20 protein-coding genes are annotated in these 21,477 nt (G+C 72.1%); 13 read left to right on the top strand and 7 right to left on the bottom strand.

Annotated elements, in window-relative coordinates; genetic code table 11:
* Nucleotides 1-469: 469 nt before the first annotated feature.
* Nucleotides 470-1,315 carry a MurR/RpiR family transcriptional regulator gene (locus IE272_RS28585; protein WP_032793476.1) on the top strand — a complete coding sequence of 282 codons (846 nt, stop codon included), beginning with the start codon at nt 470-472 and terminating at the stop codon, nt 1,313-1,315.
* A 109-nt stretch (nt 1,316-1,424) separates the two neighbouring features.
* Nucleotides 1,425-2,000, top strand: a complete 576-nt coding sequence (locus IE272_RS28580; protein WP_373304204.1) for a hypothetical protein — start codon at nt 1,425-1,427, stop codon at nt 1,998-2,000.
* A gap of 71 nt (nt 2,001-2,071) precedes the next feature.
* Here IE272_RS28580 and IE272_RS28575 read toward each other — a convergent pair whose 3' ends face one another.
* The 5 genes from IE272_RS28575 to IE272_RS28555 form a co-directional block, all read right to left on the bottom strand.
* Nucleotides 2,072-2,446 carry a hypothetical protein gene (locus IE272_RS28575; RefSeq protein ID WP_018961313.1) on the bottom strand — a complete coding sequence of 125 codons (375 nt, stop codon included), beginning with the start codon at nt 2,444-2,446 and terminating at the stop codon, nt 2,072-2,074.
* Nucleotides 2,447-2,597: 151 nt separating this feature from the next.
* Nucleotides 2,598-3,062: a roadblock/LC7 domain-containing protein gene (locus tag IE272_RS28570; RefSeq protein ID WP_050358958.1), complete on the bottom strand. Its 465-nt coding sequence runs from the start codon at nt 3,060-3,062 to the stop codon at nt 2,598-2,600.
* A gap of 38 nt (nt 3,063-3,100) precedes the next feature.
* The gene (locus tag IE272_RS28565) at nt 3,101-3,910 is read right to left on the bottom strand and encodes a helix-turn-helix domain-containing protein (RefSeq protein WP_050358959.1); all 810 of its coding nucleotides are present in this window, start codon (nt 3,908-3,910) and stop codon (nt 3,101-3,103) included.
* On the bottom strand, nt 3,907-4,320 hold the full coding sequence (locus IE272_RS28560; RefSeq protein ID WP_047176989.1) for a hypothetical protein: 414 nt from the start codon (nt 4,318-4,320) through the stop codon (nt 3,907-3,909). The genes IE272_RS28565 and IE272_RS28560 overlap by 4 nt, the downstream gene beginning before the upstream one ends.
* Before the next feature lie 156 nt (nt 4,321-4,476).
* Nucleotides 4,477-5,889 (bottom strand): APC family permease, encoded by a 1,413-nt coding sequence (locus IE272_RS28555; protein WP_190008729.1) that lies wholly within the window; start codon nt 5,887-5,889, stop codon nt 4,477-4,479.
* A gap of 135 nt (nt 5,890-6,024) precedes the next feature.
* On the opposite strand from IE272_RS28555, the gene hutU reads away from it, so the two are divergent.
* The 4 genes from hutU to hutI all read left to right on the top strand — a co-directional run bounded on the left by hutU (nt 6,025) and on the right by hutI (nt 11,682).
* Nucleotides 6,025-7,683 carry a urocanate hydratase gene (gene hutU, locus IE272_RS28550; protein WP_050358961.1) on the top strand — a complete coding sequence of 553 codons (1,659 nt, stop codon included), beginning with the start codon at nt 6,025-6,027 and terminating at the stop codon, nt 7,681-7,683.
* The gene (locus IE272_RS28545; RefSeq protein ID WP_190008727.1) at nt 7,683-8,987 is read left to right on the top strand and encodes an allantoate amidohydrolase; all 1,305 of its coding nucleotides are present in this window, start codon (nt 7,683-7,685) and stop codon (nt 8,985-8,987) included. The genes hutU and IE272_RS28545 overlap by 1 nt, the downstream gene beginning before the upstream one ends.
* On the top strand, nt 8,978-10,345 hold the full coding sequence (locus IE272_RS28540; protein ID WP_056703734.1) for a formimidoylglutamate deiminase: 1,368 nt from the start codon (nt 8,978-8,980) through the stop codon (nt 10,343-10,345). Before IE272_RS28545 ends, IE272_RS28540 begins: the two co-directional genes overlap by 10 nt.
* 164 nt (nt 10,346-10,509) lie before the next feature.
* Nucleotides 10,510-11,682: an imidazolonepropionase gene (gene hutI / locus IE272_RS28535; RefSeq protein ID WP_190008725.1), complete on the top strand. Its 1,173-nt coding sequence runs from the start codon at nt 10,510-10,512 to the stop codon at nt 11,680-11,682.
* A gap of 136 nt (nt 11,683-11,818) precedes the next feature.
* Here the strand turns inward: hutI and IE272_RS28530 are convergent, their stop codons facing one another.
* On the bottom strand, nt 11,819-12,790 hold the full coding sequence (locus IE272_RS28530; protein WP_190008723.1) for an RNA polymerase sigma factor SigF: 972 nt from the start codon (nt 12,788-12,790) through the stop codon (nt 11,819-11,821).
* Between the two features lie 284 nt (nt 12,791-13,074).
* Here IE272_RS28530 and IE272_RS28525 point away from each other — a divergent pair, with 284 nt between their 5' ends.
* The 6 genes from IE272_RS28525 to IE272_RS28500 all read left to right on the top strand — a co-directional run bounded on the left by IE272_RS28525 (nt 13,075) and on the right by IE272_RS28500 (nt 18,668).
* Nucleotides 13,075-13,443: an STAS domain-containing protein gene (locus IE272_RS28525; protein ID WP_007449153.1), complete on the top strand. Its 369-nt coding sequence runs from the start codon at nt 13,075-13,077 to the stop codon at nt 13,441-13,443.
* 202 nt (nt 13,444-13,645) lie between these two features.
* On the top strand, nt 13,646-14,137 hold the full coding sequence (locus IE272_RS28520; protein WP_050358966.1) for an ATP-binding protein: 492 nt from the start codon (nt 13,646-13,648) through the stop codon (nt 14,135-14,137).
* Nucleotides 14,138-14,356: 219 nt separating this feature from the next.
* Nucleotides 14,357-15,079 (top strand): peptidase, encoded by a 723-nt coding sequence (locus IE272_RS28515; protein WP_098891913.1) that lies wholly within the window; start codon nt 14,357-14,359, stop codon nt 15,077-15,079.
* A 51-nt stretch (nt 15,080-15,130) separates the two neighbouring features.
* Complete coding sequence (locus tag IE272_RS28510; protein ID WP_190008721.1) at nt 15,131-16,135, top strand: COG1470 family protein; 1,005 nt, start codon at nt 15,131-15,133, stop codon at nt 16,133-16,135.
* The gene (locus IE272_RS28505; RefSeq protein ID WP_190008719.1) at nt 16,132-17,274 is read left to right on the top strand and encodes a hypothetical protein; all 1,143 of its coding nucleotides are present in this window, start codon (nt 16,132-16,134) and stop codon (nt 17,272-17,274) included. The genes IE272_RS28510 and IE272_RS28505 overlap by 4 nt, the downstream gene beginning before the upstream one ends.
* Nucleotides 17,275-17,288: 14 nt before the next feature.
* Nucleotides 17,289-18,668 carry a hypothetical protein gene (locus IE272_RS28500; protein ID WP_190008812.1) on the top strand — a complete coding sequence of 460 codons (1,380 nt, stop codon included), beginning with the start codon at nt 17,289-17,291 and terminating at the stop codon, nt 18,666-18,668.
* 126 nt (nt 18,669-18,794) lie between these two features.
* Here IE272_RS28500 and IE272_RS28495 read toward each other — a convergent pair whose 3' ends face one another.
* On the bottom strand, nt 18,795-20,279 hold the full coding sequence (locus tag IE272_RS28495; RefSeq protein WP_056703753.1) for an oligopeptide:H+ symporter: 1,485 nt from the start codon (nt 20,277-20,279) through the stop codon (nt 18,795-18,797).
* Nucleotides 20,280-20,765: 486 nt separating this feature from the next.
* On the opposite strand from IE272_RS28495, the gene IE272_RS28490 reads away from it, so the two are divergent.
* The gene (locus IE272_RS28490) at nt 20,766-21,443 is read left to right on the top strand and encodes a response regulator transcription factor (protein WP_007450117.1); all 678 of its coding nucleotides are present in this window, start codon (nt 20,766-20,768) and stop codon (nt 21,441-21,443) included.
* Nucleotides 21,444-21,477 lie beyond the last annotated feature (34 nt).

Raw genomic sequence — 21,477 nt, 5'->3', positions numbered from 1 at the left:
ACGCATGCAACCGGTCACCAAGTTCACTGCGGTTGTCCTCGACGACCGGGGTGTGTCGAGGACGGGACGCATCGGCATGCCGGACCCAGCAGTACACCGCCGCCTCAGGCAAGGGGCACCACCTGCCGGACGGGGACTTGCTGAACCAGGTTTCCAAGGGTGTCTCCGCCGCAGGTGAAAAGGGCCCCTGCTCCTGACCGGGAGCAGGGGCCTCATCTCTCCCAGGGGTGACCGGGCCAACGCGACCCGGTCAACCGGGTACTGCCTGCCTGCCCAGGCACGGGCGCATGCGGCTAGACGTACGGCGCTGTACGCGCAAACCCGGAACGGCCCTCCCCTCCCCTCCCCTCCCCTCCCCTCCCCGCACCGCCCCCCGCCCACCCCCTGCATATGGACATACAGCGACCTTCCTGGCTGAATAGAACGGTCGGCGCCGGTCGTGGCGCGACGGATCCAGCAAGGGGACAGCATGAGTGGGAGCAGCCCCGCCGCACGGTTGCAGCGGCTCTTCGAGGGCCACCGGCTCACGCCCACCCAGCGGCGCATCGCGCATTGCATGGTCCGGCGGGCCGCCGACGCTCCGTTCCTCTCCAGTGTCGAGCTGGCCGAGCTGGCCGGGGTCAGTCAGCCCTCCGTCACCCGCTTCGCCGTCGCCCTCGGCTTCGACGGCTATCCGGCGCTGCGCAGGCACCTGCGCGAGGTCGCGCCCGCCGACACGGAGCAGGAGGACGCGGGGGAGACGTACAACGAGTACCAGCAGGCCGTCCGCGCCGAGATCGAGAACCTCCAGCACCTCTCCGACGTGCTCGCCGACCCCGCGCCCGTCGAGCGGGCCGGCCGGCTGCTCGCCGGCTCCCGGCCGTTGCCGGTGCTGGGGCTGCGCGCCGCCTCCTCGCAGGCGCGCGGCTTCGGCTACTTCGCCGCCAAGGTGCACCCCGACGTCCGGGTCCTCGACGAGGGCGGCAGCATGCTGCCCGACCGGATCGACTCCGCCCGCCGGGCCGGGGCCACCGCCCTGATGTGCTTCGCGCTGCCGCGCCACCCCAAGGAGAGCGTGGACGCGCTCGCGTACGCCCGTGACCAGGGACTGACCGTGGTGACGGTCGCCGATTCCGCCTTCGCGCCGGTCGCCAAGCACAGCGATCTGCTGCTCCCGGCGGCGATCGGCTCCGGGCTCTCCTTCGACACCGTCTGTGCGCCGATGCTGCTCGGCCGGGTGCTGCTGGAAGCGATGTGCGACGGACTGCCCGACGCCCAGGCCCGGTTGGAGGAGTTCGACGCCCGGGCGGCGGCGCGCGGTCTGTTCGTGGAGTGAGGGCCCCGCGTCCGGCCCTTCGTGGATTCTCAGGCGTCGCTCATCTGCGGCCGTTAACCTCCGCGGCCAGAAGCACCGCGGCGACGCGGCGTCGTGGAGAGAGAGGGGCATGGACGTGGGACGCGGAGGGCAGTCGCTGGCGAGAGTGGCCGTGACGGTACGGGCCGGGGCGGCGCCGCTGTGGTGGGCGGGTCTGGTGGCCGCGGCGGCGGGGGCGTTCGTTCCGGGCCTGACCGGGCGTCGGATCGGGCTGCTGGCCGGGGCGGCGCTCTTCATCGTCACCGCGGCCGTCGTGACCCTGGCACGTGGCAAGCGGTACGCGGAACTGGCCCGGAGCGCCTCCCGCGCCGGGCGGGGCGACTTCCTCCAGGACCGGGCCGTGACCGTACGGGGATGGCGGCGCGGGCGCAGATGGTGGCTGCTGGGGGCGTTCGTCGTCGCGGTGGCGTCCTCGTTCGCGCTGCCGGGGACCGGCGGGCTGCTGCTCGCCGGCGCGGGTGCGGGGCTGTGGCTGAAGGCCGTACGCATCGGACAGCGGGAGCGCCGCGAGGACGTCCTGTACTGGGTGCGCACCGACTGGACCGGACGCGGGGGCCCGGTCGGCAAGCGGGTGAAGGCGCACCGGACGACGGGTCCGGAGGCGGGGGACGCCGCACCGGGCGGGGCGCGGCGTCGCCGCCGGTGAGACCAGAAGCTAAGGGCGTGTCCGGCGGATCTCGACCGGGTCCTGATCCGCCGGACACGCCCTGGCCGGGGTCAGACCTCCAGGCCCGCCTCGATCTTCTTCAGCTGGTGGCGGGCCATCGCCAGGTTCGCCCGGCTCGCGTCCAGCACCAGGTAGAGGAACAGGCCGTTGTTGCCACGGGTCTTGAGCAGCCGGATCAGGTGGTACTGGGTGCCGAGCGTGATCAGGATGTCCTCGATCTCGTCCTTGATGCCCAGGTGCTCCATGGTGCGGAGCTTGGCGCGGACCACGTCGGTGTTGCCCGCGGCGGCGACCTCCAGGTTGAAGTCCTTGCCGCCGCCGAGCGTGCCCAGGGCCATCCCGCTCGTGTAGTCGACGAGGGCGACACCCGTGGCGCCCTCGATCGAGCTCATCGCTTCCTTCAGTGTCGCTTCGGTGTTCGCCATGGAGGCTCGTTTCCTTTCCCTGGCCGGTCGCGGTGACCGGGTCCGTTTCTGTGGTGGCTGCTGTGCGGGCCGGTGCGCGGGCTTCTGCGTGATGGCGTGAGTCCCGGTGGTGGTGGTGGTGGTGACGCTGCGGGTGGGGGGATCGGGCCGCCTACGTGGGGCGTTGCGGCAGGGTGCGGCCGGGCGCGGCGGCGGGGCGCGGAGGTGCGGCGGTGGCGGGGCGCCCGGTGCGTTCCAGCGCGGCGTCGACGAGTTCGCCGATGCGGGCGCCCGCGCGGCGGCCCTCCAGATGGAGCCGGCCGACGTTGATGCGGTCCTCGGCCAGCAGGGTCAGGACGGCGGAGGAGCCTGCGGCGTAGGTGGCGATGTAGCCGCTGCCGCCGCGGACCAGCAGTTCGCGGAAGCCGCCCCGGCCGGTGGCGTCGGTCATCCGGATGGAGACGCCGAGGGCGGCCGCGGTGAGGGCGGCGACGCCCTCCGCCTCGACGCCCGGGGTGTCGTGGGCCAGGACCAGTCCGTCGGTGGAGGCGGCCAGCGCCCCGGAGAGCAGCGGGACCCGGGCGCGTAACCGCTGGAGCTCGTCGAGGACATCACGCACTTCGGCCTCGGGCACCATCAGCTGTCTCCTCCCGGCACGCTGTCTGAGCGCGCGTATCACAGGGCCTCCAATGCGTCTCGGAGCCGGCGCAGCAGGGCGATATCGGGGTCGGCCGTCACCTCGGGGAGCGTGATCCGGCCGGATGCGGACGAGGCCGGCAGGGGCTGGGCGCGGACCGCCTCCACCAGGCCGGCCGCCGCGAGGCGCCGCAGGTCGACCAGGATGTGGAAGGCCGAACGGCCCAGCGCCTGCGCGATGTCCGAGGCCGTGCGGACCCCGTCGGCCAGCTCCAGGAGCCGGCGCTGCCGGGCCGGGACCGGAGCGTCGGTCCGGTGCGCGGCCGTCCGCAGCAGCGGGGCGCCGTCGCAGGCGGGGTCGGGCCAGATCCGGTCCAGGAACTCCCGTCTGCGCAGCGTCTCGCGCTCCACGGCGGCCACCGGGACGGGCCGCACCGGGCCGATCCAGTGCGCCACCCCGTAGCGGAAGCGGGCGGGCGTCCCGGTCGGGGCGAGCGCGAAGAACGCGGCGTCGTACAGCGCGCCGAGATGGCACAACTCCAGTGCGCCGCCCGGTACATGACCGCTGTCCACGAGATAGCGGCCGACCTGTCGGTGTGCCCCGGCCTGCGCCACGGCGTCCCACCAGCCCTCGTGCCGCAGGGTTCCGCCGGTGGTGAGCAGGACGTCGATGCCGGGGGTGGCGGGGCTCTCGGCGTGCACCACCTGGCCGTCGGCGAGGTAGAGCGTGCCCCGGTCGCGCATCAGGGCGCCGGTGGCGCGCTCGGCGGCGAGACGCCGGAGCATCGGGGAGAGCACCGGGAGCCGGTCCGTGCCGGGGGCGTCGGGGTCGGCGGCTATCGCGCTCATGCCAGCACCAGGCGCTCGGCCAGCTCGCCGAGGCGCATTCTGGCGAGCGCGAGATTGCCCTCGGAGCGGTCCAGCCACAGATGCAGGAAGACGCTGCTGTCGAAAGCCGTCTCGACGAACCGGAGCATGTGATACCCGTCGTGGGTGGTGACGATGACGTCCTCGACGGGGGTGCTCGGCGCTTGTCCGGGGTGCTGTGCGCCGCTGTCCGCGGCGAGGTGGGCGAAGGCCGGCTGCTCGGCGGTCATCCGGGCGACCTCCGCCGTCTCCGCGGCGGTCGCCTCGTGGTCGCCGTTGGGGGATTCCCCGATGGTGCCGAGGGCGAGACCGCTCGTCCAGTCGACCACCGAGGCGCCCCGGGCACCGGGCAGCCTCATGACTTCGAGCAGGCACTCGTCGATTCCGGGCACGCGGATTTCCCCTCCCGACGTGGCGTACGGCTGTAACGCAGAGGCTACGCAACGTGCTCACGGCGGGTGGAGGTTCTGGCATTTTCCTTTGGTACATGCGGCTCGCGGTGTAAAGGAGCGGCCGGAACGCGGTGGCGGGGCCTCGGCGTCGTCCCGTCAGGCGCCCGGGGCGCCCGACTTCTCGCCCGACTTCTCGCGCGCCGTCATCACCGCCTTGTTGAGCGCCCACAGCCCGATCCCGATCAGCAGCAGGATCCCGGCCCGGACGTACACGTCGGAGCCCCGGTCGGCGAGCGGGCTCGCCAGGATCAGCGAGGTGAGCGCGCCGAGCACCGGAAGTGCCGTGGGCGTACGGAAGTGGTGGTGGTCCACCCGGTCCTTGCGGAGCACCAGCACGGCGATGTTGACGACGGCGAAGACGCAGAGCAGCAGGAACGAGGTGGTGTCGCCGAGCCCCTCGATCTCGCCGGTGGAGACCAGGCCGATGGCCAGGAGGGAGACGAAGACGATCCCGACCCAGGGGGTGCGGCGGCCGGCCAGCACCTTGCCCATCGCGGGCGGCAGGATGCGCTCGTTGGCCATGCCGTAGCAGAGCCGCGAGGCCATCATGATGTTGATCAGCGCCGAGTTGGTGACGGCGAACAGGGCGATCAGCGCGAAGAGTTTCGGCGGGAAATCGACGCCACCGGCCTTCACCACCTCCAGCAGCGGGCCGCTGGACTCCGCCAGGGTGCGGGAGTCGACCAGGAGCGAGGAGACCAGGGCGACCAGGACGTAGACGGTGCCGGTGATCCCCACCCCGATGAAGATCGCGCGGGGGAAGGCGCGGGCGGGGTTCTTGGTCTCCTCGGCCATGTTGACCGAGTCCTCGAAGCCGACGAACGCGAAGAAGCCCAGCGCGGTGGCGCCGAGCACTCCGGTGAGCAGGGCGTACCCGGTGCCGCCGGTCTCGATCTGGGTCAGCCGCGAGGGCTCGCCCTCGCCGCTGAACACGGCGTACGCGCCGATCGCGAGGATCACCGCGAGTCCGCTGACCTCGACCAGGGTCAGGACGACGTTCGCCTTCACCGACTCGGCGACCCCGCGGAGGTTGATCGCGGCGAGGGCGAGGACGAACAGGATCGCGATCAGGGTCGGCGGCACCGCGTCGGTGAACTCCCCCAGGTAGTCGCCGCTGAACGCCCGTGCCGCCGCGCTCGCCGAGGAGAGGCCCGAGCACATCACCATGAAGGCGACGACGAAGGTCAGGAACGGGACCTTGAACGCCTTCTGGGTGTAGAGCGCGGCGCCGGCGGCCTTCGGGTACTTGCCGACGAGTTCCACGTACGAGGCGGCCGTCAGCAGGGCGACGGCGAAACCGATCGCGAACGGCAGCCACAGCGCGCCGCCGACCTTGCCCGCCACGTTCCCGGTGGTCGCGTAGATGCCGGTGCCCAGGATGTCGCCGATGACGAAGAGGATCAGCAGTTTGGTGCCGAGCGCGCGCTTGAGCGGCGGTGATCCTCCGGGCTTCTCCCGGGCGCCGCGGCCCTCGGGTTCCGTCGGTGCGGGTGTGGCGGGAGTGCTCATCCATGCCTCCGATGCTGCTTCCGCGTGGCTAGGCAGAACCTGTTCCCGGCCTAGGCGCGATCCGCACCTGTTGACTACGACTATTCAGAGCATCAGGATGTGAATAGATTTTCACCGTCGCGAGGAGGCACCGCCATGTCAGGACCCCGCCCCGTACGGGCACCGCGCGGCAGCGCACTGACCGCCCTGGGATGGCAGCAGGAGGCCGCCCTGCGGATGCTGCAGAACAACCTCGACCCCGAGGTCGCCGAGCACCCCGACAAGCTCGTCGTCTACGGCGGCACCGGGAAGGCCGCCCGCGACTGGCGCTCGTTCGACGCGATGGTCCGCACCCTGGAGACGCTCAAGCAGGACGAGACGATGCTCGTCCAGTCCGGGCGGCCGGTCGGCGTCATGCAGACCCACGAGTGGGCGCCGCGCGTGCTCATCGCCAACTCCAACCTGGTCGGCGACTGGGCCAACTGGGAGGAGTTCCGCCGCCTGGAAGCGCTCGGACTCACCATGTACGGCCAGATGACCGCCGGGTCCTGGATCTACATCGGCACCCAGGGCATCCTCCAGGGCACCTACGAGACCTTCGCCGCCGTCGCCGCGAAGAAGTTCGGCGGGACGCTGGCCGGGACGATCACCCTGACCGCCGGGCTCGGCGGCATGGGCGGCGCCCAGCCGCTCGCCGTCACCATGAACGACGGCGTCGCCATCTGCATCGACTGCGACCCGCGCGCCATCGAGCGCCGGATCGAGCACCGCTTCCTGGACGTGAAGGCGGACAACCTGGAGCACGCCCTCCAGCTCGCCGTCGAGGCCCGCGACGCCCGCCGGCCGCTCTCCATCGGCCTCCTCGGCAACGCCGCCGAACTGCTGCCCCGGATGCTCGCCGAGAGCGCGCCCATCGACATCGTCACCGACCAGACCAGCGCCCACGACCCGCTGGCCTACCTGCCGCTCGGCGTCGACTTCGACGACATGGCCGACCTCGCGGCCGACAAGCCCGCCGACTTCACCCAGCGCGCCCGCGAGTCGATGGCCCGCCACGTCGAGGCCATGGTCGGCTTCATGGACGCCGGCGCCGAGGTCTTCGACTACGGCAACTCCATCCGAGGCGAGGCCCAGCTCGCCGGGTACGACCGCGCCTTCGACTTCCCCGGCTTCGTCCCCGCCTACATCCGCCCCCTCTTCTGCGAGGGCAAGGGCCCCTTCCGCTGGGCCGCGCTCTCCGGCGAGGCCTCCGACATCCACAAGACCGACAAGGCGATGCTGGAGCTGTTCCCGGAGAACGAGTCGCTGCACCGCTGGATCAAGATGGCCGGCGAGCGCGTCCACTTCCAGGGCCTGCCCGCCCGCATCTGCTGGCTCGGCTACGGCGAGCGCGACAAGGCCGGCGAGCGCTTCAACGACATGGTCGCGAGCGGCGAGCTGGCCGCCCCGCTGGCCATCGGCCGCGACCACCTGGACTGCGGCTCGGTCGCCTCCCCGTACCGCGAGACCGAGGCCATGCTCGACGGCTCCGACGCCATCGCCGACTGGCCGCTGCTCAACGCCATGGTCAACGTCGCCTCCGGCGCCTCCTGGGTCTCCCTCCACCACGGCGGCGGCGTCGGCATGGGCCGCTCCATCCACGCGGGCCAGGTCTCCGTCGCGGACGGCACGAAGCTCGCGGGCGAGAAGATCCGCCGCGTCCTGACGAACGACCCGGGCATGGGCGTCATCCGCCACGTGGACGCCGGGTACGACATCGCCGAGAACGTCGCCGCCGACCAGGGCGTACGCGTCCCCATGACGGAGGGCAACTGATGCCGTCCGGCCTGTCCGGGGGCGAGCCCGACACCTCTTCCGGCGCCTCGTCCGGCACCCGGGAGCAGTGGCGCGCGGGGGACTCCTTCCTCTCGATGTGGCGGGAGCTGGCCACCGTCGGGCGCCACTCCGACAGCGGCGGCTACCGGCGCTACGCCTGGTCGCCGGTGGACCTCGACTGCCGGGCCTGGTTCCGCGCGCAGGCCCAGGCGCGCGGTCTCGCCTACGAGACCGACCGCAACGGCAACCAGTGGGCCTGGCTCGGCGACCCCCTGGCCGGGGACGCCGTCGTCACCGGATCCCACCTGGACTCCGTCCCGGACGGCGGCGCCTTCGACGGCCCGCTCGGCGTGGTGTCCTCCTTCGCCGCGCTCGACGAACTCCACCGCAGGGGAGTGGAGTTCACCCGGCCGTTGGCGATCACCAACTTCGGTGACGAGGAGGGCGCCCGCTTCGGCCTGGCCTGCGTCGGGTCCCGGCTCGCCGCCGGACAGCTCGCCGTCGCCGACGCCCACCGGCTGCGCGACGGGGACGGGATCACCCTGCCCGCCGCCATGGAGGGAGCCGGATACGACCCCGGGACCATCGGCCCCGACCCGGAACGGCTCGCCCGGATCGGCGCGTTCGTCGAACTCCACGTCGAGCAGGGCCGCGCCCTCGACCTGACCGGCGACCCCGTCGGCATCGCCTCCGCCATCTGGCCGCACGGCCGCTGGCGGTTCGACTTCCGGGGCGAGGCCAACCACGCGGGCACCACCCGTCTCGCCGACCGCCGCGACCCGATGCTCACGTATGCCGAGACGGTGCTCGCCGCCCGCCGCGAAGCCGAACTGACCGGCGCTCTCGCCACCTTCGGCAAGATCGCGGTCGAGCCCAACGGGGTCAACGCCATCCCCTCCCTCGTGCGCGGCTGGCTCGACTCCCGCGCCGCCGACCAGGCCACCCTCGACGCCGTCGTCAACGGAATCGAGCGCGCCGCCCGGGAGTACGCCGAGCGGGCCGGGATCGACGTCGACGTCGTCCGCGAGTCGTTCACGCCCGTCGTCGCATTCGAGCACGCCCTGCGCGACGAGCTCGGCAAGATCCTGGAGGGGGCCGGCGACACGGGGCGGCCCGTGCCCGTCCTCGGCACCGGCGCGGGCCACGATGCGGGTATTTTGTCCGCCTCGGCGCCCACCGCCATGCTCTTCGTACGGAACCCCACCGGCATCTCGCACTCACCCGCCGAGCACGCCACCGAGGACGACTGCACGGCCGGGGTCGGGGCACTCGCCGACGTACTGGAAGGTCTCGCGTGCAGCTGACACACCGGACGACGGGCGCACCCGTCACCGCGACGTACTGGATGGACCACGCCTGGCTCGGCACCCACGTCGAGCCGGGCGTCACCCTGGACGTCGCGGACGGCCGCATCGCCGGGATCAGGACCGGGGTCGAGACACCGCCGCCCGGCGCGACCGTGCTGCGCGGCCTGACCCTCCCCGGCCTCGCCAACACCCACTCCCACGCCTTCCACCGGGCCCTGCGCGCCACCGTCCAGGTCGGCTCGGGCACCTTCTGGACCTGGCGCGAGCTGATGTACCGGACGGCCTCCCGGCTCACCCCGGACACCTACTTCGACCTGGCCCGCGCCACGTACGCAGAGATGGCCCTGGCCGGCATCACCTCCGTCGGCGAATTCCACTATCTGCACCACGCCCCCGGCGGCACCCCCTACGCCAACCCGAACGCCATGGGCGAAGCGCTGATCGCGGCCGCCGCCGAGGCCGGGATCCGGATCACCCTGCTGGACACCGCCTATCTCGCCGCCGGATTCGGCGAGAAGCCCAACCGGCACCAGCTGCGCTTCTCCGACACCACCGCCGAGGCCTGGGCGGAGCGGGCCTCCCTCCTCAAGGGCGACGACCACACCCTCATCGGCGCGGCCGTCCACTCCGTCCGGGCGGTCCCGGCCGGCCAGCTGGCCACCGTCGCGCAGTGGGCCGAGGAGCGGAACGCCCCGCTCCACGTCCACCTCTCCGAGCAGACCGCGGAGAACGACGCCTGCCACGCCGCCCACGGCCGCACCCCCACCCGGCTGCTGGCCGACCACGGAGTCCTCGGCCCGCGCACCACCGGCATCCACAACACGCACCTGACCGAGGCGGACATCGAGCTGCTCGGCTCCTCGGCCACCGGCACCTGCATGTGCCCGACCACCGAACGCGACCTGGCCGACGGCATCGGCCCCGCCGCCGCCCTGCAGAAGGCGGGCTCGCCGCTCTCGCTGGGCAGCGACAGCCACGCTGTGATCGACCTCTTCGAGGAGGCGCGCGCGATGGAGCTCAACGAGCGGCTGCGCACGCACATCCGGGGCCACTGGACGGCCGCCGCCCTGCTCCGGGCCGCCTCCGCCGACGGGCACGCCGCACTCGGCCGCCCCGACGCGGGCGTGCTGGAGCCGGGCGCCCCCGCCGACCTGACCACCGTCGCCCTGGACTCCGTCAGAACGGCGGGACCGGTGCCCCGAATGGCAGCGGAGACCGCCGTATTCGCCGCCTCCGCCGCTGATGTGCGGCACACGGTCGTGGCGGGCCGGCACATCGTCCGGGACGGCCGTCACACGCGGATCGAGGACGTGCCCCGGGCGCTCGCCGAGGCCGTGGCCGCCCTGCACCACTGACCCCGGATCCGCCCGACACCCCGGACCCGCCGGAGATCTCAGACCCGCCGGACACCTCGGTCCCGCCCGGAACCCCGGTCCGGACCCCGCCCGCAGAACCGGACCCACCCGGGACCCCGCCCGCAGAACCGGACCCTCCGGAACGCAAGGAGAACACTCTCCAGATGACGACCACCGCCGTCACCCACATCGCCAGCCTGGTCACCAATGACCCCTCCCTCGGCAACGGGACCCCCCTGGGCCTGATCCAGGACGCGGCCGTCGTCATCGACGGCGACCGCATCGTCTGGACCGGTGAATCCAGCAAAGCACCCGCCACTGACAACGTCCTCGACGCGGCCGGCCGCGCGGTGATCCCGGGCTTCGTCGACTCCCACTCCCACCTGGTCTTCGCGGGCGACCGCACCCAGGAGTTCAACGCCCGCATGTCCGGGCAGCCCTACCGCGCCGGCGGCATCCGCACCACCGTCGCCGCGACCCGTGCCGCCTCCGACGAGGAGCTCTCCGCCAACGTCGCCCGCTACCTCGCCGAGGCCCTGCGCCAGGGCACCACCACCTTCGAGACCAAGTCCGGCTACGGCCTCACCGTCGAGGACGAGGCCCGCGCCCTGCGGATCGCGTCCCGCCACACCGACGAGGTCACCTACCTCGGCGCCCACATCGTGTCCCCCGACTACGCCGACGACCCCGCCGGGTACGTCGACCTGGTCACCGGCCCGATGCTGGAGGCCTGCGCCCCGCACGCCCGCTGGATCGACGTGTTCTGCGAGCAGGGCGCCTTCGACGGCGACCAGGCCCGCGCCATCCTCACGGCGGGCCGCTCCAAGGGGCTGCACCCCCGGATCCACGCCAACCAGCTGACGTACGGCCCCGGCGTCCAGCTCGCCGTCGAGCTCGACGCCGCGTCGGCCGACCACTGCACCCACCTCACCGACGCGGACGTCGACGCGCTGGGCCAGGGCAACACGGTGGCCACGCTGCTACCGGGCGCGGAGTTCTCCACCCGCGCCACCTGGCCCGACGCCCGCCGCCTCCTCGACGCGGGGGCCACCGTCGCGCTGTCCACGGACTGCAACCCCGGCTCGTCGTTCACCTCGTCGGTGCCGTTCTGTATCGCGCTGGCCGTGCGCGACATGGGGATGACCCCGGACGAGGCGATCTGGTCGGCCACCGCCGGAGGGGCCGCCGCCCTGCGGCGTACCGACATCGGCCGGATCACCCCCGGCGCCCGCGCCGACCTGGTCCTCCTCGACGCCCCGAGCCACGTCCACCTCGCCTACCGCCCGGGCGTCCCGCTGGTCAGCGCGGTCTGGCGGAGCGGACAGCGGGTGGCCTAGGGCCTGTCGCCCGGACCCGCACCGAGGCCCCGTACACGCGGAAGGACCCGCTCCCGGCGATCCGGGGCGGGTCCTTCCGCGGTGCTGCTCGAACGGCCCGTGGAGCCCCGTGGCGGGACAGCGGGCCGCGGCGGGGTCACTCCTCCAGGGTCAGACCCTTGCGGAGCTTGGTCAGTGTCCGGGAGAGCAGCCGGGACACATGCATCTGCGAGATGTTCAGCTCCTCGCCGATCTCCGACTGCGTCATGTTGCTGACGAAGCGGAGCGAGAGGATCATCCGGTCCCTGGAGGGCAGCGCGGCGATCAGCGGCTTCAGCGACTCGACGTACTCGATGCCTTCGAGACCGTGGTCCTCGTAGCCGATGCGGTCCGCGAGGGCGCCCTCGTTGTCGTCCTCCTCGGGCTTGGCGTCCAGCGAGCTCGCGGTGTACGCGTTGCTCGCGGACATGCCTTCGACGACCTCGTCGGGGGTGATGCCCAGGCGCTCGGCCAGCTCCGCCACGGTGGGCGCGCGGTCCAGCCGCTGGGAGAGTTCGTCGCCCGCCTTCGCCAGGTCGAGCCGCAGCTCCTGGAGCCGGCGCGGTACGCGCACGGACCAGCTGGTGTCACGGAAGAAGCGCTTGATCTCGCCGACGATCGTCGGCATCGCGAAGGTGGGGAACTCCACCCCGCGGCTCAGCTCGAACCGGTCGATCGCCTTGATCAGGCCGATGGTGCCGACCTGGACGATGTCCTCCATCGGCTCGCTGCGGGAGCGGAACCGGGAGGCGGCGAACTTGACCAGCGCGAGGTTGAGCTCGACGAGGGTGTTGCGGACGTAGCTGTACTCGTGGGTTCCCTCTTCGAGGGACTCCAGCCGCTCGAAGAGCGTCTTCGACAGGGCCCTGGCGTCCAGAGCGCCGACTTCGGCGTAGGGCGGGATCTCGGGAAGTCCTTCGAGTCCCTCGCCGGCCGCGCCGGAGAAGTCCGAGGTGGGGTCGGTGGTGCTGGTGGTGCTGGCGCGCGGGCCGGGAACGGCGCTCGCGGCGGGGGAGTCGGAATTGGTCGGTCCCTGAGGACATGCCGACGACGCGTTGTGGGTACGCGCTTCGTCGAGCCGGGGTGACATGGGTCTCCTCCATCGTTCTCGGCATATGGCTGCCGATGCCCATACGTGTTCCTGCGGTGAAGCGGCGCCTCCAAAGCCGGTCGTGTTCGGGTGTCCCTCTACCCATACCCGGTCCTGGCCAGCAGTGACAAGCGCCAAATACCGCTATATGTCCGCTTTGTTGAGGTCTCCGACTACCGCGTGGCGAACGGAACGCGTACTGTTTTACGCACGTCGGCGGCAGCTACGCATACAGCCGCACAGGCAGTGACGCGCACAGTGACGAACGGCGAAGAGGGACAGGCATGGACCGCGGGACGGTCGGCAGTGCGAACCGGGGGCGACTTCAGGTCGAGGCCCGGACCGAGGGGATCAGCGAGGTCGTGACGCCGGTGGGTGAGCTCGACCACCACACCGCCGATCTGCTGCGCGAGCCTTTGGAGAGTGCGGTCGAGCAGGGGCGGTCACGCCTGGTGGTCGACTGTTCTCGCCTGGAATTCTGCGATTCCACCGGGCTGAACGTGCTGCTCGGCGCCCGCCTCAAGGCGGAGGCGGCCGGCGGCGGGGTTCACCTGGCCGGAATGCTGCCCGTCGTGGCGAGGGTGTTCGAGATCACCGGCGCGGAGGCGGTCTTCACCGTCCATGCCACGCTCGAAGAGGCCCTGGCCACCTGACCCGGTACGAGCGTGCGACCGCGGACGTCCCCGATGTCGGCTGTGTCACGCGATCGTGTGCCTCAAGTGGGTGTTGTTGCGGCACGGCAGGGCAGGAGACACCCCGGCGGCGCCCCGCAAGGGCTCCGGCACACTCGGTAACTGATCACTATCTGTTGAACGGCGACATGGCGACATGGCGAATCGGTGAGGTGAAGCGCTGATGAGCACCACCCGGCAGCATCCGCCGGGCGACCTCGGTCGCGAGCCGGACGGAGCGGGCGCAGCCTCGCCCGGACCGGCCGAGCGGCAGTGGCGCACCCTCTCACTCGCGCAGGCCAGCGGCATTGTCCCGACGGCTCGTGACTTCGCCCGACAGGCGCTGCACGACTGGGGCTGGCTCCCGGCGTCCACCGCGGACCGCAGGGCCGCCGCCGAGGACGTCCTGCTGGTCGTCTCCGAGCTGGTGACCAACGCCTGTCTGCACGCGGAGGGCCCCGAGGAGCTCCGGATCGGCCACACGTCCAAGGTGCTGCGGGTGGAGGTCGTCGACCGGGGAGCAGGTCAGCCCGCGCCCCGTACGCCCCACCGCGCCGGCCGGCCCGGGGGGCACGGCATGTTCATCGTGCAGCGCCTCTGCCTCGACTGGGGCGTCCTGCGCACTCCGGACGCCCCCGGCAAGACCGTCTGGGCGGAGCTCGCCGCCCCCGCCTAGCCGCCCCCTCGCCCGCGTCCTCCGCCCGTACACCTCACCGGTACGCCTCGGCCGTACCTCTCACCTGCACCGACAAGAGCGCGCCGGATCGGCGCGCTCTTTGTCTTCCCTCCATCAGGCCCCGGGCGTACCTTGAGCGCCAAATCTGATGTGCCGTCAGTAATGTGCGCCCGTACGGGTCGTGGCGCGCGGCGGCGTCCGGCATGAGGGGAACACGAGGTGTCGAACCAGAAGCGGACAACTCTCGCGCTGGCGGCTGCGCTGGCAGGCTCGATCGTGGTGGCGGGCGCGCCCGCCGCGCACGCCGAGGTCGTGGACGTCAACTACCAGTGCGTGACGCCCATCGGGCCCAAAGGGGCGGTCTCGCCCATCGATATCAAGGGCGTCAAGAGCGGCGACGGCTACAAGCTCACCATGTCCTTCCAGAAGGGCGTCTCCTCCAGCCCGGTCGAGCTGGGCAAAGGGGCCATGAACCCGAGCGCCGTGATCGAGCTGGGCGGCGCGGAGCAGGGGAAGGTCCAGGTCACCGGGCCGGCGAACAGTGAGGCGATTCCGGCCAACACCCCCATCAAGATCAGTGACCTGTCGGGGACGTACACCCCGAAGAAGAGCGGCAAGGTCACCTTCACCGCCGGGGTCCTCACCATCAAGGCCCTCGGTACGACCACCACCTGTACGCCCAAGAACAGCCCCGGCCCCTCCCTCGAACTCGACGTCCAGGGGGCGGGCGGTTCATCGGGCGGAGGCTCCGCCGACGGCGGTTCCACGGGCGGCGCGTCCACCGGCGGTTCGACCGGCGGCGCCTCGGGAGGCGGGGAACTGCCCCGCACCGGCCCGCTGGACTCGGCGGCGGCGCTCGGCACGCTCGGCGGCACCGTGCTGCTGACCGGGGCGGCCGGAGTGCTCTGGCTGACCCGGCGCGGACAGCGCTCCGCGGGCTGAGACCGGCACGGCCCAGCGCAGCATCGCCGCCGGAAGGCAGAGGAGCCGCCCATGTCGCCACCCACCCCGCGCCTCCGCCGGGCGCTGCTCGTCCTCACGACGGCGCTCGCCGCGCTGCTGTGCGCGCTCGCGCCGCTCCCGGCCGCCGCGGACGGCCCGGCCGGCACTGCCCGGGCCGACACCGCGCGGGCCGCCGGTGACGGTGGCCCGGCGGACTGGACGGCCCGGCCCGCCGGCGGAGGCGCTGACCGGGACGCGAGGCCGTACGTCTATCTGGAGGGCACCCCCGGTACGGCCCTCCAGGACCGTCTCGCGGTGACCAACTCCGGCCGCGCCCCGCTGACCGTACGGCTACGGGGCGACGGGCGGGCCGGGGCCTGGATCGGGTTCGCCGCGGACACCGTCACCGTCCCGGCCCGGACCCGGGCCGAGGTGCCGCTCGCCCTCACGGTGCCGCCCGACGCGGTGCCCGGAGACGCCTCCGGGGAGGTCGTGGCCGACGACGGGGACGAGGAGATCCGCGTACCGGTCCGGGTCCGGATCGGCGGTCCGACGCTGGCGGCGCTCACCGTCGAGGACGTCGAGATATCCGGCGGCACCATCCGGTACGCCCTGGTCAACCGGGGCAACGCGACGCTGGAGCCCCGGCTCGCGGTACGCGCCGACGGGATGTTCGGCACGCTTCTGGACCGCCCGGAACGCCCCCTGCCGCTGGAGCTGGCCCCCGGCCGGCGAGTCGAGCGGACCGAACCCTGGCCCGACGCCCCGGCCCTGGACGCGGTCACCGTACGGCTGCGGGTCACCGCCCCGGGGGGCGCCCGGGACGAGGCGGAGGCCTCGGCGACGTACCTCCCGGTGGCCCCGGCCGTCGGCGGCGGGCTGCTGGTCCTCGGCGGCCTGGCCCTGCTCGGCTCCGGCGCGTACCGGCGGCGGCGCACCCGGCGGGGCGACCCGGAACCGCCGGGCGCGGAATCGGCCGACGACAGGCAACCGACCACAGAGACGAGGCCCTTGGTGAAGGCGGGACCCCTGGTGAAGGCGGGAGCGGAATCGTGACGCGGCACCCCGGCCCCCGAGCCCCCCGGCGCACCGCGTCGCCCGTCCTCCTGTTCCTGGCCGCCATCCTGGCCCTCCTGCCCGCCCTGTCCGTCCTGTCCGCGCCCGGCGCACGGGCGGCCGACGGCGACCCCACCGTCAGCCTGTCCAAGAAGGAGGCGGGCAAGGGCGGAGAGATCACCGTCAGCGGCAGCGGCTGGCGCGCCGAGGCGTTGCTGATGCTGCTGATCTGCGGTCAGTCCACGCCGGAACGGGGCGTGGTCGGCGGCACCAACTCCTGCGCCAACGCCGACGGTCGTGCCGTCACGACCGACAAGAAGGGCGCCTTCAGCAAGAAGCTGCCGGTCACCGAGCCGCCGAAGCCGTGCCCCTGTGTGGTGCACGTCGCCACGGTGACCGGTGAACAGGCGCTGGCCGACGCGGTGTTCACGGTGGCGGGCCACCCCACGGCTGACCTGCCGGAACAGACCGGCGACGGGAAGCTCGCGGTGCTGGCCACCACCCGTCTGGAGGGCGACAGCTCCCTGCTCACCTGGTTCGGGGCCCCGCCGGCCCGCCGGCTCGTCTTCACCGTGGGCAATCTCGGGTCCGCGCCCGTCAAGGACCCCGTCTTCGAGATCGGCACCGCGCACGGCGTCTACGCCCCGCAGTGGGAGGAGCGCCAGTGGCGGGGCACGGTCGCCCCCGGCGCCAAGGCGCAGATCAAGCTGCCGGTCGAACTGTCGGCGGGCGCGCACGGCGACTACCAGGTCTCCCTGCGGTACGGGCAGAAGGTGCTGGCCGAGCAGCCGTGGGGGGTCGGCCGTCCCTGGGGCGTCACGCTCTTCTGGGTCCTGCTCTGCCTGGTCGTCCCGGCGGCCGTCTTCCGTATCGGCATGGCGGTCGTGGACAAGGTCCGGCCGCGTCCCGCCGGCTCGCACCGTACGCGTACGCCGGCCACGCGGCGGAGGCCGAAGCGGCGCGGGCGCACCGGCACGGGCGCGGACCGGGACGCGACCACGGCCCCGGGCGCGATCAAGGAAGCGACCGCGAACGCCGCCACGACCACAAACGCGACCACGGCCGTGCTGCCGTGGTTCACCCCGGATTCCGCACCGTCAGAGAACCGACCCCGACCCACGACGAAGGGACAAGCGTGAGCACGCAACGGAGGATGAGCGCGGCCGGAGTCGCGCTGATGCTCGGCGGCGCGGGCATCCTGATGGCCGCGAGTCCGGCCCAGGCCGCCGAGGTCAGTTACGCGACGGAGTGCGTTCCGCCGCCGATCTCGGGACTGCCCGCGGTGCAGGGCACCACCAAGGTGGAGCTGACCGCCCCGGCCGAGGCGAAGGTGGGCGACGAGATCGAGGTCGTCTGGAAGACGGTCGCGGCCGCGTCCAAGAACCCGGACGTGCTGGACCTGGGAGCGGACACGGTCAAGCCGACCGGGACCGTCACCCTGGGCGGTGCGGCGAGCGGCGAACTGAAGCTGGAGGGCCCGCGGCAGAACCCGCCGATTCCCAAGAACAGCCCGATGGTGCTGCCCGACATGAAGGGCACGCTGAAGCTGGAGAAGGCCGGGGAGATCACCCTGACGCCGGGCGCGTACAACATCAACGTGTCCAAGCCGATCTCCACGGACACCAAGTGCGCGCCGAAGGAAGAGGTGGAGGCGGGCGCCACGATCAAGGTCACCGAGGGCGGCGGCTCCACCACGGGAGGCACGACTTCCGGCGGTACGGACAGCGGTGGCACGGACGCCGGAGGGACCACGTCCGGTGGCGCCGACACCGGAGGAACCACGTCCGGCGGCACGGATTCCGGCGGTACGGCGTCGGGCGGCACGGACACCGGGGGCACCGCTTCCGGCGGAAGCACCGGCGGCGGTGGCGGGGAGACCGACTTCCCCGGCAAGGAGGTGTCCGTCGCCTACGCGTGCAAGACCCCGATCGGGGACAAGAACGCCACCTCACCGGTCCGGATCAGCGCCAAGAAGAGCGGCGGCGACTACGACCTGACGGTGGAGTTCAGCAAGTCCGTGATGGACAGTCCGATCGACATCCCGGCCGGCCAGGTGAAGCCGTCCATGGACGTCAAGCTCGGCGGGGCGGACAAGGGCACGGTCAAGGTCGAGGGGCCGGTGAACAAGGAGGTCATCAAGACCGGCGCACCGATCGAGATCCCCGACCTCACCGGCACGTACAAGCCCGGCGCGAGCGGTAAGTCCACGCTCAGCCCCGGTGTCCTGACGGTGATGGCCGCCGGTACGACGACCACCTGCACCCCGCCCGCGGGCGTGGCCGTCTCCCTGGAGCTGGACACCTCCGCCCAGCCGGGCGGCGCGTCCGGCGGCAGCGGGAGCGGCGGCGCGGCGGACTCCGGCGGAGCCTCGGCGTCCGGCGGCGGCACGGACTCCGGCGGCGGCCTGGCCGCCACCGGGGCCGAGGACGACGGTGCGCTGAGGGCGCTCGGCCTGGTCGCCGGCACGGCGATCCTGCTGGGCGGCGCGGTGTTCACGTTCACCCCGTGGCGGAGGCTGCGCGGCACACGCTGACCACCCCGGGCCCGAGCGGGTCCCGCAAGGCACCGGCAGTCACGGCACGACGAAGGGCCGCCGCACCGGACTCCGGTGCGGCGGCCCCTGGCCGTACGTACGTCGTGCTGAGCTACGGGGCGTCCGTCAGCGGACGTTGCCCATGAGCTGCTTGACCTTGCCCCGGTACATGAAGATCGCGATACCGGCCGCCACGGCGAGCGTCGCCTCCAGGGCGACCACCCCGGTGCCGTTCAGCTCCACACCGGCCAGCGAGAGCAGGCCGGTGGTGCAGTCGCCTGCGGTGACGGCGAGGAACCAGACACCCATCATCTGGCTCGCGTACTTCGCCGGAGCCATCTTCGTCGTGACGGAGAGGCCGACCGGCGAGAGCGTCAGCTCGGCGACGGTCTGGATGAAGTAGATCGCGACCAGCCACATCGCGGCGGCCTTGTGGCCGTCACCCGCGATGGTCAGCGGCATCAGGAAGACGAAGAACGAGGCGCCGACCAGCACGAGGCCGGAGCTGAACTTGACGATCGTGCTCGGTTCCTTGCCGCGCCGGTTCAGCGCCAGCCAGAAGGCGGCGAAGACCGGGGCGAGCGCCATGATCAGGACCGGGTTGACCGACTGGTACCAGGAGACCGGGAAGTCCCAGCCGAAGACGCTGTTCTCGGCCGAGGACTCGGCGAAGATCGCGAGCGTCGAGCCGCCCTGGTCGTAGATCATCCAGAAGATGGCGGCGGCCACGAAGAACCAGATGTAGCCGGACATCTTCGACTGCTCGGTGGCGCTGAGCTCCTTGTCGCGCTTGATGCGCACCAGGACCATCACCGGGATGACGAGACCCGCCAGGGTGATCGGGACCAGCAGCCAGTTCAGCGTGTAGACGCCGGTGACGACCGTGCCGATGTAGAAGACGGCCGCGACGCCGAGCCAGATCATCGACTTGCGCAGCGTGGCGGAGCGCTCGTCCTTGGAGAGCGGCTTCGGGACGACGAGGCTGCGCTCGTTCAGGTGGCGGGTGCCGAGCAGGAACTGGAGCACGCCGATGCCCATGCCGAGGGCGGCGAGGGCGAAGCCGAGGTGCCAGTTGACGTTCTCGCCGATGGTGCCGATCACCAGGGGAGCCGCGAAGGCGCCCATGTTGATGCCCATGTAGAAGATCGTGAAGCCACCGTCGCGGCGCGGGTCGTCCGGGCCGTCGTAGAGGTGGCCGACCATCGTCGAGATGTTGGACTTCAGCAGCCCGGAGCCTATGGCCACGAGGCCGAGGCCGGCGAAGAACGTGCCCTCGGAGGGCAGGGCCAGGACCAGGTGGCCGAGCATGATGACCCCGCCGGCGATGGCGACGGTCTTGCGCGGACCCCAGACCCGGTCGCCGAACCAGCCGCCGGGCATGGCGAGCAGGTACACCAGCGACAGGTAGACCGAGTAGATCGCGGTCGCCGTGGCGGGCTTCATGTCGAGGCCGCCGGGCGCGATCAGATAGAGCGGGAGCAGTGCCCGCATGCCGTAGTAGCTGAAGCGCTCCCACATCTCGGTCATGAAGAGAGTGGCCAGGCCGCGGGGGTGGCCGAAGAAGGTCTTCTCGCCGGAACTGGGCGAGTCCTTCGTCAGGCTGGACGCCATGGTCGATCCTTGCTGGTCGGGACGCGCCGCCTCGTGAGCTGTACGCGCCCGGTGGGGGGCAGCCGGCACCGGCGCGGCGTACCCCATCCCCACGCCTGAGGGGGACGTGCTCCGTACGGCCGGGCTCCTGACGGAGATGCGGCGGAGCGGGGAAGAACCGCGTCGGGATCCACGCCCGTCGCGCGTCCTCGCGCTCCGGGCCCGGCTCACAGGTCATTCACTCAAAGGGGCCGGCGGGAACCGGCCCCGCACACAAAAGGGACCCTTGGCGCTCATGGCTGCCCAAAGGTCCTTGAGTAGTGCAACAGGCGTCGGGACACCATACGACACGACACGGAGGGATATGAAAGGACTTGAGACATGGATCACAGGTCCCGGTGGAACCACACTCCCATATTCAAAGGTCCCCGTCCGCTTTGTGGAGCTGACCCGCAGGTGACGTCGTGGGCCTCACTTCGGACCCCCCGTCCGGACTACCATCAGTCCATGACCCGTGTACTGCTCGCCGAGGACGACGCATCCATCTCGGAGCCACTGGCCCGCGCACTGCGTCGGGAGGGTTACGAGGTCGAGGTCCGCCAGGACGGTCCGACCGCGCTCGACGCCGGACTCCAGGGCGGCATCGACCTGGTCGTCCTCGACCTGGGGCTGCCCGGGATGGACGGTCTCGAAGTCGCCCGCAGGCTCCGGGCCGGCGGCCACACCATCCCGATCCTGGTGCTGACGGCCCGCGCCGACGAGGTCGACACGGTCGTCGGCCTGGACGCGGGCGCCGACGACTACGTCACCAAGCCGTTCCGGCTCGCCGAGCTGCTCGCCCGGGTCCGCGCCCTGCTGCGCCGCGGGGCCTCCGAGCCCGTCCCGCAGCCCGCCACCCACGGGGTCAGGATCGACGTCGAGTCGCACCGGGCCTGGATGGGCGAGGAGGAACTCCAGCTCACCGCCAAGGAGTTCGACCTGCTGCGGGTCCTGGTCCGGGACGCCGGCCGGGTCGTCACCCGCGACCAGCTGATGCGCGAGGTCTGGGACACCACCTGGTGGTCCTCCACCAAGACCCTCGACATGCACATCTCCTGGCTGCGCAAGAAGCTCGGCGACGACGCGGCCAATCCGCGCTACATCGCCACCGTCCGGGGCGTCGGCTTCCGGTTCGAGAAAAGCTGACGTACGAAGCACCCATGCACCCTGAGAACGGCCC

Source organism: Streptomyces anulatus, assembly GCF_014650675.1.
In the GTDB taxonomy this organism is placed as follows: Bacteria; Actinomycetota; Actinomycetes; order Streptomycetales; family Streptomycetaceae; genus Streptomyces; species Streptomyces anulatus.
The sequence above is the reverse complement of the archived record's forward strand: the minus strand, read 5'-3'. Positions and strand labels throughout refer to the sequence as shown.

What these genes read in the sequence shown, in the direction of transcription:
- IE272_RS28495 (WP_056703753.1), bottom strand. Translation starts at nt 20,279, where the DNA reads ATGGCGTCCAGCCTGACGAAGGACTCGCCCAGTTCCGGCGAGAAGACC.
- hutU (WP_050358961.1), top strand. Translation starts at nt 6,025, where the DNA reads ATGTCAGGACCCCGCCCCGTACGGGCACCGCGCGGCAGCGCACTGACC.
- IE272_RS28545 (WP_190008727.1), top strand. Translation starts at nt 7,683, where the DNA reads ATGCCGTCCGGCCTGTCCGGGGGCGAGCCCGACACCTCTTCCGGCGCC.
- IE272_RS28530 (WP_190008723.1), bottom strand. Translation starts at nt 12,790, where the DNA reads ATGTCACCCCGGCTCGACGAAGCGCGTACCCACAACGCGTCGTCGGCA.
- IE272_RS28510 (WP_190008721.1), top strand. Translation starts at nt 15,131, where the DNA reads ATGTCGCCACCCACCCCGCGCCTCCGCCGGGCGCTGCTCGTCCTCACG.
- IE272_RS28500 (WP_190008812.1), top strand. Translation starts at nt 17,289, where the DNA reads ATGAGCGCGGCCGGAGTCGCGCTGATGCTCGGCGGCGCGGGCATCCTG.
- IE272_RS28525 (WP_007449153.1), top strand. Translation starts at nt 13,075, where the DNA reads ATGGACCGCGGGACGGTCGGCAGTGCGAACCGGGGGCGACTTCAGGTC.
- IE272_RS28570 (WP_050358958.1), bottom strand. Translation starts at nt 3,062, where the DNA reads ATGGTGCCCGAGGCCGAAGTGCGTGATGTCCTCGACGAGCTCCAGCGG.
- IE272_RS28585 (WP_032793476.1), top strand. Translation starts at nt 470, where the DNA reads ATGAGTGGGAGCAGCCCCGCCGCACGGTTGCAGCGGCTCTTCGAGGGC.
- IE272_RS28580 (WP_373304204.1), top strand. Translation starts at nt 1,425, where the DNA reads ATGGACGTGGGACGCGGAGGGCAGTCGCTGGCGAGAGTGGCCGTGACG.
- IE272_RS28575 (WP_018961313.1), bottom strand. Translation starts at nt 2,446, where the DNA reads ATGGCGAACACCGAAGCGACACTGAAGGAAGCGATGAGCTCGATCGAG.
- IE272_RS28565 (WP_050358959.1), bottom strand. Translation starts at nt 3,910, where the DNA reads ATGAGCGCGATAGCCGCCGACCCCGACGCCCCCGGCACGGACCGGCTC.
- IE272_RS28555 (WP_190008729.1), bottom strand. Translation starts at nt 5,889, where the DNA reads ATGAGCACTCCCGCCACACCCGCACCGACGGAACCCGAGGGCCGCGGC.
- IE272_RS28490 (WP_007450117.1), top strand. Translation starts at nt 20,766, where the DNA reads ATGACCCGTGTACTGCTCGCCGAGGACGACGCATCCATCTCGGAGCCA.
- IE272_RS28520 (WP_050358966.1), top strand. Translation starts at nt 13,646, where the DNA reads ATGAGCACCACCCGGCAGCATCCGCCGGGCGACCTCGGTCGCGAGCCG.
- hutI (WP_190008725.1), top strand. Translation starts at nt 10,510, where the DNA reads ATGACGACCACCGCCGTCACCCACATCGCCAGCCTGGTCACCAATGAC.